The sequence below is a fragment of the Nevskia soli genome (assembly GCF_903970205.1).
In the GTDB taxonomy this organism is placed as follows: domain Bacteria; phylum Acidobacteriota; class Terriglobia; order Bryobacterales; family Bryobacteraceae; genus Bog-113.
This window is the reverse complement of the sequence record NZ_CAJCHS010000172.1, coordinates 1-8,885: the sequence shown is the minus strand read 5'-3', so window position 1 is coordinate 8,885 and position 8,885 is coordinate 1. Positions and strand designations below refer to the sequence as shown.

At 57.7% G+C, this 8,885-nt stretch carries 5 protein-coding genes; 4 read left to right on the top strand and 1 reads right to left on the bottom strand.

What is annotated here, in order from left to right:
- The coding region (locus tag H1Y01_RS19805) for a GDSL-type esterase/lipase family protein (RefSeq protein ID WP_301331912.1) at positions 1-4,406 on the top strand (4,406 nt) is incomplete at its 5' end.
- Here the strand turns inward: H1Y01_RS19805 and H1Y01_RS07735 are convergent.
- Entirely contained in the window at positions 4,407-5,663 is a 1,257-nt protein-coding gene (locus H1Y01_RS07735) for a hypothetical protein (protein ID WP_180539868.1), read from the bottom strand.
- A gap of 66 nt (positions 5,664-5,729) precedes the next feature.
- Between H1Y01_RS07735 and H1Y01_RS07730 the strand changes: the two genes are divergently transcribed.
- From H1Y01_RS07730 to H1Y01_RS07720, 3 genes are read left to right on the top strand one after another with little or no spacing between them, the layout of a single operon-like run.
- The gene (locus tag H1Y01_RS07730; RefSeq protein WP_180539867.1) at positions 5,730-7,082 is read left to right on the top strand and encodes an APC family permease; all 1,353 of its coding nucleotides are present in this window, start codon (positions 5,730-5,732) and stop codon (positions 7,080-7,082) included.
- Positions 7,079-8,167 carry an aromatic ring-hydroxylating oxygenase subunit alpha gene (locus H1Y01_RS07725; RefSeq protein WP_180539866.1) on the top strand — a complete coding sequence of 363 codons (1,089 nt, stop codon included), beginning with the start codon at positions 7,079-7,081 and terminating at the stop codon, positions 8,165-8,167. The genes H1Y01_RS07730 and H1Y01_RS07725 overlap by 4 nt, the downstream gene beginning before the upstream one ends.
- A 50-nt stretch (positions 8,168-8,217) precedes the next feature.
- Entirely contained in the window at positions 8,218-8,586 is a 369-nt protein-coding gene (locus tag H1Y01_RS07720) for a DUF192 domain-containing protein (protein ID WP_180539865.1), read from the top strand.
- Positions 8,587-8,885: the final 299 nt, after the last annotated feature.

Below are 8,885 nucleotides of genomic sequence, written 5' to 3'. Positions count from 1 at the left end.
CTGCCGGACCGATCGGGCCGCAGGGTATTCAAGGCGCTCAGGGAAATCAAGGCTCGGCCGGCGCGGCCGGTCCCACGGGACCGCAGGGAGCGCAAGGACCGGTCGGCGCGACCGGCGCCAGCGGTCAGGCATTGACAGCCAAAGGCGTCTGGTCCGCTAGCTCAACCTATGCTGCCCTCAACACCGTCTCTTACAACGGCACTCTCTATGTCGCGGTAGCCGCGAATACGAACGTAACCCCCGGCACTAACTCAGCGATTTGGAACCCAGTGGGTGGAGTGTCCTCCTTGGGAATCGAGAACAGTGGAGCCAACATCACCTCGGAAAACGCCCTCAACTTCGCTGCTCCATTAAGCGCCGCAACGAATGCCGGTCAGAGCCGCGTCGATATTGCGTGTTCGACTTGCGAGCTCAGTACAAGCCGAGGGGCGGTGAATGGCTACGCTCCACTGGATAGTAATGCGCACGTTCCGGCAACGAATCTCCCAACGGTCGCCGTAGCTAACGGAGGCACCGGCTCGCCATCGAATACCGGCTGGACATCCAACCTGCAATACACCGGCGCGGGCTACGGTTCGATCCCGATCCCGATGGCTGTTAAGTTGACCCAGACGGTCAGCGTGGAAGAGTTCGGCGCGGTGTGCGACATCTGGAAGAACCCAAGTAACCCCGCTCTCTGGACCGACGATAGCGCCGCGATCCAAGCCGCGCTCTATAACGGGGGCGCCGGAGGAGGCTCCATCGTTATGCTTCCTACCCGCCCGTTTCCGGGAGGCTGCGCGATTAAGAGTCAGCTGATCGTTCCTAACGGCGCCCGGCTGATTGGGCACGACGCCTTTTCATCAACCATCGTTGCGATCAACACCGGTGTCGCGGCGACGAGCTTTCCCCAGAACACGCCGGTGATTCAGATGGGGCCGCCCTATGTACTCAACGGACCTTTTCTTCCGGCGGGCGCGCAGCCCACGCAGCACTCATCGCTCGAAGATTTGACCGTAAACGCCTCTTGTATTCTCGGGTCGACTGCCGTTGCTTCTCAGTCCATGCAGGAAGACAGCTACCTACAGAACGTCGACTTACTCGGATTTGTGAAATATGGCCTGGACCTGGAAGGCTTCGGAGTGCAAAACACCAGTTCGGTCAACCTCGGCGGCTCGTCGTGCCAAGCCTCCATTGCGGACGCCGCAATCGCCATCCATCTAAGCTGGGCCACCAGCCGCAACACCATCCACGGCATAAGCTTCGACGGATACTACGACCCGACCAGCAGCACCCCAACTACGGGAACGGGTGTCCTGCTCGAGAACGGGTCCGAAGCCGAGATTGGCGATATTCACTGCGAATACATGCACGATTGCATCCGCATCGATACGGGATCTTTCGCTCATCTCGAGAACATCTGGGGGCAGGCGAGCGTCAACACCAACGTTCATTTCACGAACCAGTCGGCGGGCGGCCTGGTTACTACTTCCTATACGGCAAATACTCCCATCAATATTCAAGACGACATTCTGGGAATATCGATTACCGACTTTTTTGTTCCGCTACACGTAACCGGAGGCGTACTAACTACCGAGAACGTGATCAGCTCAGCGCGCAACGTAACGAACTACATACATAATTTCAAAAGCGACAGTGTCACCGTAGGGGGCGCGAGCTTAACGCCGGACGTCAACAACAATCTGGTTCTCCAAACACAGGCTCCCGGAATCGTCATTCAAAAAAGCGGCCTGACTCTAAACGGGGTTCCGACCCAGGGCTACACGATGGGAGGATTGCAGTTAATCGGAAACGGAGCGTCCAACGACGCGTCCTGGGCGGGTATCGGTTCGGGTGCATTTACCGTGGATCTGTCTAACTTCTACGGGGCGGGAGCGGGGACGGGCGCCAATTTCCTCACGTTTAAGGATGGAAACCTAAACTTTTTCGCGGACACAAACCTGACGTACCTCACCCCGTACGCTCCGACGAACCAGTTCTCGATATCTCCCTCCGGAATACAGATTGCCTCCCATGCGAGCGATCCAGGCTGTACGACGGCCGGCAGCGTGGGGCGGCTTTGGCTGAATACGACTGCTGTGCCGAACATCCTCTCCACGTGTCTGGCGTCAGCGGCGGGTTATGGCTGGGTGAATCCGGTGAACTCGGTTTTCGGACGAACGGGCAGCGCGGTCACCGCGAAGGCAGGCGATTACACGGCATCCCTGGTCACTAATGCGGTCGACCAGACACAAAGCTACCCCAACCCATCCTGGCTGACTTCGTTTGCCTGGACCAAACTGACCGGAATTCCTAACATCTACTCCTATATTCAGGGCGCCGGAGTACAGGTGAATGCGCGATCCACAATCAACTTTATCGCTCCCTTCACAGTTACCGACGACACGGCGGGAGCGCGGACGCAAATCGCGCTACCGACGGCCACTAGTTTGACGAGCGGGTACCTTGCGGCCTCCGACTGGAATACTTTTAGCGCGAAGGCGAGCACCGGGCCGTGTCCCGCGAATCAGTTCCAAACCGCGGATAACTCCTCGGGGGGCCCGGTATGCGCGCAGCCTGCGTTCACCAATATCGGCGGAACGTCAACTAAGTTACAGCAATTCCCGACGACTGTGTACACCGATCAGACCAACATGTTCACTGCGGGCACACAGAGTTCTACCGCGGCAACTCACACCATGCCGGTGAAAACGGGACCGGTCTCTAATATGCCGGCGGCATGCCTTACAGGGGAACTCTATATCTCATCGGACCAACAGCGCGAGGCGCTCAAACAGTGCAACAGCGCAGGTGTATTCCAAAACGCGTATGGAGTCGTCGGGAACGGCTTGATTGCGGACTACTGGATGAGTAATTGCGACGGGAGCATTGGTTCGGGCGGCGTGCTCCCCGATTGCTCCGGCAGCGGAAACGCGGGAACGGTACCTACCGGGGGGAACCCGGCTTGGACGTCACTCGGCTTAACGTGGGCGACATCGACAAATAACCCGGTGACGTTACCGGCCGCTGTACTGAACAGCCTGCAGACCATCCAGATTTACGCGGACATGTCCATACCGAACAACTACAACAACAATGCCCAGGTGCAAACTTACTTATCGGCCGGATCCAGCATTTTACTTTGGGGAAATGTTCTTTCCGAGACGCCGCTATGCTGCGGTTTATACGGCGCATGGGTCGGGAATCCGCCGACGCAGGAAGTAGACGCCGCGATCGGCCCCAACCTGTTCACTTATGTGCTCGATCCGAGTAACGACACGATCTGTATCGGGGCCAACTGCAATGTAACCTACTACTCTCGCGGCGGGAACCTGCCGCCGTCCCGAACCGGTCCCTTGATGCTAGGGGGCAATAACATCAGCGGCCAGATGACCGGAACCATATACCGGGTGCTCTTCTATAACCGGGAGTTGACCCCGGCCGAAGTCGCTCAGAACGATGCCGCGGTGAACAATTGGGTCGGCTATCGAGGTGTTGTCCGCGGTAAGTACACGCCCACCACGACTGTTAATAACCTTGTGTGCCTCGGAGACTCTATCACCGAGGGCAAGGGCGCCACGCCGGCTTGCAGTAATGGGATGATGACCGGTCTAAACGACGCTTTTCAGATTTGGAACATGGGGATGGCGAGTGAATACCTCTCCAATATCGTGATCGCGGAGCCGAAATTCGCGACGGCCTTCAACCCGAGCGGAAAGGACAATATCGCCTGGCTATTCGCCGGAACGAACGATCTGTGCTCGGTGTCTCCTCTGACTCTTACCGCGGTGCAGACTTTCCAGAAGATGGTTGCACTTTCGCGGTACATGCGAAGCCAGGGCGCCAAGACGGTGATTATTCCAATGCTTTCACGAACCGGCTCGTATCAAGGCACGACTTGCGATGCGCTGCACGACCAATACAACCAGCTATTGGTTTCGAACTGGTCGACTATCGCGGATGCCTTCGCCTATGGCGTGCTGAACGATCCGAATCTTACCGCCGATGGAGCCTGGATGAATCAGACTTACTTCCAGTCCGACGGAATCCATCCGACCAACGCCGGCCAGCAGCTGATTGCGGGCTACGTCCAGTCCGAACTCAACACTCTAACTTCCGGCACTTTAAACGTCGGCGGAATTCGCGAGTCGATCGCCGCCAAAACAGCGAACTACTCGCTGACAATGGGGGACAGCGTTGTTTTGTGCAACGCCACGGGCGGCCCCGTCGCCGTTACACTTCCGAGCGCGATCGGCATTCAGGGCCGGTCCTTCCAGGTGAAAAAGATCGATTCGTCCGCGAACGCCTGTATTCTCAGTACGATCAGCGGACAGACGGTAGACGGCGCATCGTCAGCTCAGATCACCACGCAGTACACGACACGAAAAGTTGAAAGCGACAATGCCAACTGGCAGGTAATCCAATAGCTAGGGCGATTGCTTCAAGGTAACCTGATTCAGGTCGTAGTCACCTTTCAGCATTAAGGTTCCCATCTGCCGTTGATACGATAGCCGAAGTTCCAATGCTGACACGTTGTTGGGAACCGCGAATTTCAGGAGATGTCCGTCGCCCTGAGCGCCGATCTGATGGTTTGAGCGGTAGTCCCAGACAGACCAACGGATTCCGCTCGCGGAAGGATCGAAATCAGCTTTCGCGTTACTCGTGACTTGATAAGTTCGCCCGGGAACGACCGGGATGATCTCGCTGATAAGGTCGAAAGCTTCCGGCTGCGATCCATTGAAGGTGAACTGATAACCGGGGCTGCCGTCCGTAAACCGGAAGCGAACAGACTCGGGAACGCGGACGCGCCAATCGAATCCCACGCCTGTAGGCGGCGCCGAGAATCGGCTGTCAGTAAGCGATACATTCGCTGCGGGATTCAGCGGCGCGAAGTTGATCAGGTGACTTGCCGACATCGCATTCCAGGCTTGTACGGCAGACGCAATTTCACCCAGCGCGATCATCGAATTGCAGTAAGCGAACAGGAATGGCTGATTTATCGGCTGCGCGTTAGGCAGCAGAAGCGCCGCAACCTGTTTTGCGGCTTCGAACCGGTTCGTGTTGAGTAAGTAACCGAGATAATAACCTTGAATCACCCGGTCATTCGGAATGGCCTTAGTCAGAATCGTGCTTGGATCCTGAGTGACATTCCAACAAAGGTTGAACACCGGAACCAAGGCGAAGCGACCCTCCATCACTCCCGTTCGGGACATGAGCCGGAAGCAATTCTGAGCCTCAGCCCAGAACTTCGCTTCATTCCCGGTCCGGTAATAAAAGTTGGCGAGCGCCCAGGAAGGACGCAGCAGGTGATCGATATCCTGCGCGCGATCCAACAGGGCTTCCGCAGCGGCACGCTGGCCGGCGAGTTCCAGTTCAACGCTCCACGCCAGCATGGCGTCGGAAAAACGCGGATTCAACCGCACGGCCTGCTCGAACTGACGGGCGATGTCGGGTGAAGTGGGTTTATTCTGCTCGATCGCTAACGCGTCGTAGTAGTGATAACGCGCATTCGAGGGCATGTAGTGAATGGCACGCTCGATTTCGGGCTGGGTCCCGATCCGAAAATACCAGTCCGACAATCCCACCAGAGTCGCGCGGAACGTTCCCAGCAGAAACACCAGCAGCAAGGCTGACCAGACAATCATGCCTGCGGGGCGAAGCGCGGTCGTGTTAATGGCGGGCAACCCAAATATTATCTCGCGCCGTTCACTGCGATAAAGACGAACTGCGATCATGATGATTCGCTTCCCATGCTCAAGCGGCGTATTCGATTTCTGGACCTGACGCTGTTCTACGTCATTAGCGCTCTAAGTCTGCGATGGATCGCCACAGCGGCGGCAACGGGTCCGGGCGCGATCACCTTATGGGTATTTGCGTGGGCTGCTTTCTTCGTGCCTCTCGCCTCATGCGTGCTCATGCTGTCGCGCTCGTTTCCGCAGGAGGGCGGCCTATACGTTTGGACGCGGATCGCTTTCGGAGACTTCGCCGGATTCATCGCCGGCTGGACCTATTGGATGAGCAACCTGCCTTACTTTCCAGCGGTGCTTTACTTCGCGGCGGGTAGCTTACTCTTTGCCTCCAACCATGGCCGCGGCGCAACCGAGGGGAGCCGAATCTACTACATGCTGTTTTCGGTCTTGTGCCTGGTCCTGATTACCGGGTTGAACGTTGTTGGCCTTAACTGGAGCAAATGGCTAAGTAACCTCGGTGCTTTCGGCGTTTGGATTCCCGTCTTTGTACTTGTGGTTCTCGCCGGATTCACTCTTGCTCGATTCGGACCGGCAACACATTTCACGGCGCGCAGCCTGATTCCGCGATCCGGCTTCAATGACGCGGTATTCTGGTCCACCATCGCGTTCGCGTTCGGCGGTTGCGAGGCCGCGTCGTTTATGGGCGAAGAGATCGAGAACCCGCGCAAGAACATTCCGCGCGCTCTGCTTCTCGGCGGTGTACTAATTACGATCGGCTACATCGGTGGGACGATCGCGATGTTAGTCGCGCTACCGGCGGAACGGATCCGCGGGCTGGGCGGATTCATGCTCGCCCTCGACCAGATGTGCGGCGCATTCGGAATGGCCGTGCTTGTGCCGGCTATCGCCATACTGGTGGCGATGAGTAACATCGGTTCAGCGAGCGCCTATCTTACGTCAACTGCGCGCCTGCCGTTTGTAGCGGGTCTGGATGCGCATCTTCCCCCGGTGTTCGGGCGTGTTCACCCCCGATTTGGGACCCCGTATATTGCGATCGTGAGTTATGGCGCGGCAGGGATACTGTTCGCGTTTCTCGGTCAGGCGGGAACCAGCGTCAAAGGCGCTTATGACGTGCTTGTGAGTATGAGCATCCTGACTTACTTCATCCCGTACGTCTTTCTGTTCTTAGCGGTCATTCGTCTGAGGCAGGTTGGCGGCGTATGGCTGCGTGTATTGGCTTCAGTCGGCCTGCTGACCACGATAGTCACCTTGATTCTCTCAGCGATTCCGGCCGAAGATGATCCGAACAAATCACTTACTCTATTCAAGACCATTGGATCGACCGTTGCGTTAGTGGCGATCGGGGTCCTAGTCTATGCCGGTTCTACCAGGCGCAAGGAGTTACCCGCTTGAAAAATGCCGAGCTTTCTACGATCCTTTCCGCTTATGATGACACGGTTCCGCTGGAACTCGCGTCCACCTTACCTGCCGCGTGGTACACAGATCCGCGCATCCTGGAGTTGGAAAGAGAGCGCATTTTCGGCCGCGGGTGGCAGGTTGCAGGACGTAGCGGCCAGGTAGAAAAGCCCGGCCAGTATTTCACGGTAGAGATCGCAGGCGAACCGCTGGTGATCGTCCGAGGCAGCGACGGCGTCCTGCGCGGTTTCTTCAACGTATGCCGCCACCACGCGGCCGCGGTCGCAACGAGCGCGGAAGGCAACACGCAACTCTTCCGGTGCCCCTACCACGGCTGGACTTACGGCCTTGACGGCTCGCTGAAAGGTACGCCGGATTTCACCGGGGTCTGCAACTTTGACCGACGCTCAAACGGCTTAGTTCCGGTTCGAGTTGCCGTCTGGGAGCAGTTCGTATTCGTATCGCTTTCACAAGCAGGTTCATCCCTGAAGAGCTATCTTGGCGATCTCCCAACGCGCATCGAGCCGCTAAATCTCTCGGCGCTGCGCTTTCATTCGCGCCGCGAATACACACTGGCTTGTAATTGGAAGGTATACGTCGACAATTACCTCGACGGCGGCTACCACGTTCCCTACTTACACAAAGGCCTGAATAGCGTTCTTGATTACGCGCACTACACAATAGAGAACGGCGAACGTTACTGCCTTCAATCGAGCCCGATTGCCAGCGCCCAGGATGAGTTCGGCGCAACGCGAACGGGCGACCGCGCATATTATTACTGGCTCTTTCCCAACTTCATGATCAACATATATGAAGGTGTTATGGACACGAACCTGGTGCTACCACTCGGAATCGATCGGACACGCGTCATTTTCGATTTCTACTTCAACTCGTCGGCCAGTGTTAGTTCGGAAGAGAGTATCGCGGTAAGTGACGTTGTGCAGCAGGAAGATGTCGCCGTCTGCGAAGCCGTGCAGCGCGGCTTGTCATCGCGGGCTTATGGCGCCGGCCGTCTATCGGTGCGGCGTGAAGCCGGCGAGCACCTATTTCATCGTTTGCTGGCACAAGGGATCAGAGACTAATCCTTCCGGTGAGAGAAATCAATCGGCCGCCGCGCACTTCCAAGCTAAGGATGAAGGCAGGCGCCGTTCACGTTGAAGCGCGGATCGCCGCACGCGATGTGTGCCTTGGCAAGCACATCGTTTTCGCGCGCACAAGCGCTGAGCGCCGCGAAGGCCTGCTGGGACGCAAATCGCTGCCGCCCGGCCATGGCTTTTGGCTAAATCCCTGCGAAGCGATTCACACGTTCGGGATGGCCTTTCCTATCGATGTCGTTTTCCTCGATCGCACGCTACGAATCCGCAGCCTCCGGTCCGCGCTGGCGCCGAAACGCGTGGCGATCTGCTTGCGCGCGGAGTCCACGTTGGAGCTGCCGGCCGGTCTCGTGCAGGAGTTTGGAATCCGCATTGGCGACCTTGTAGAGATCCGCCGTTCCAGATAGCCCGCAAAGGCGTGCGCGCGTAGCCTCATCGCATCAAGTAAAGCGGCGCGCGCGTTCCGTCTTGCGGGCGACTTACGTAGAAGCGCAAAGGGCGCGATCCCGCGCCGCCAAACCGTAAGAGAACTGGTGAAGCCTGGCGGCGCGGGGCGTGTTCCGTTTTGCGCGAGCTTCTCAAAAGCGCAAAGGACGCGAACCCGCGCCGCCAAACCGTGAGAGAACCGGTGAAGCCTGGCGGCGCGGGGCGTGTTCCGTTTTGCGCGAGTTTTCCAAAAGCGCAAAGGACGCGAACCCGCGCCGGC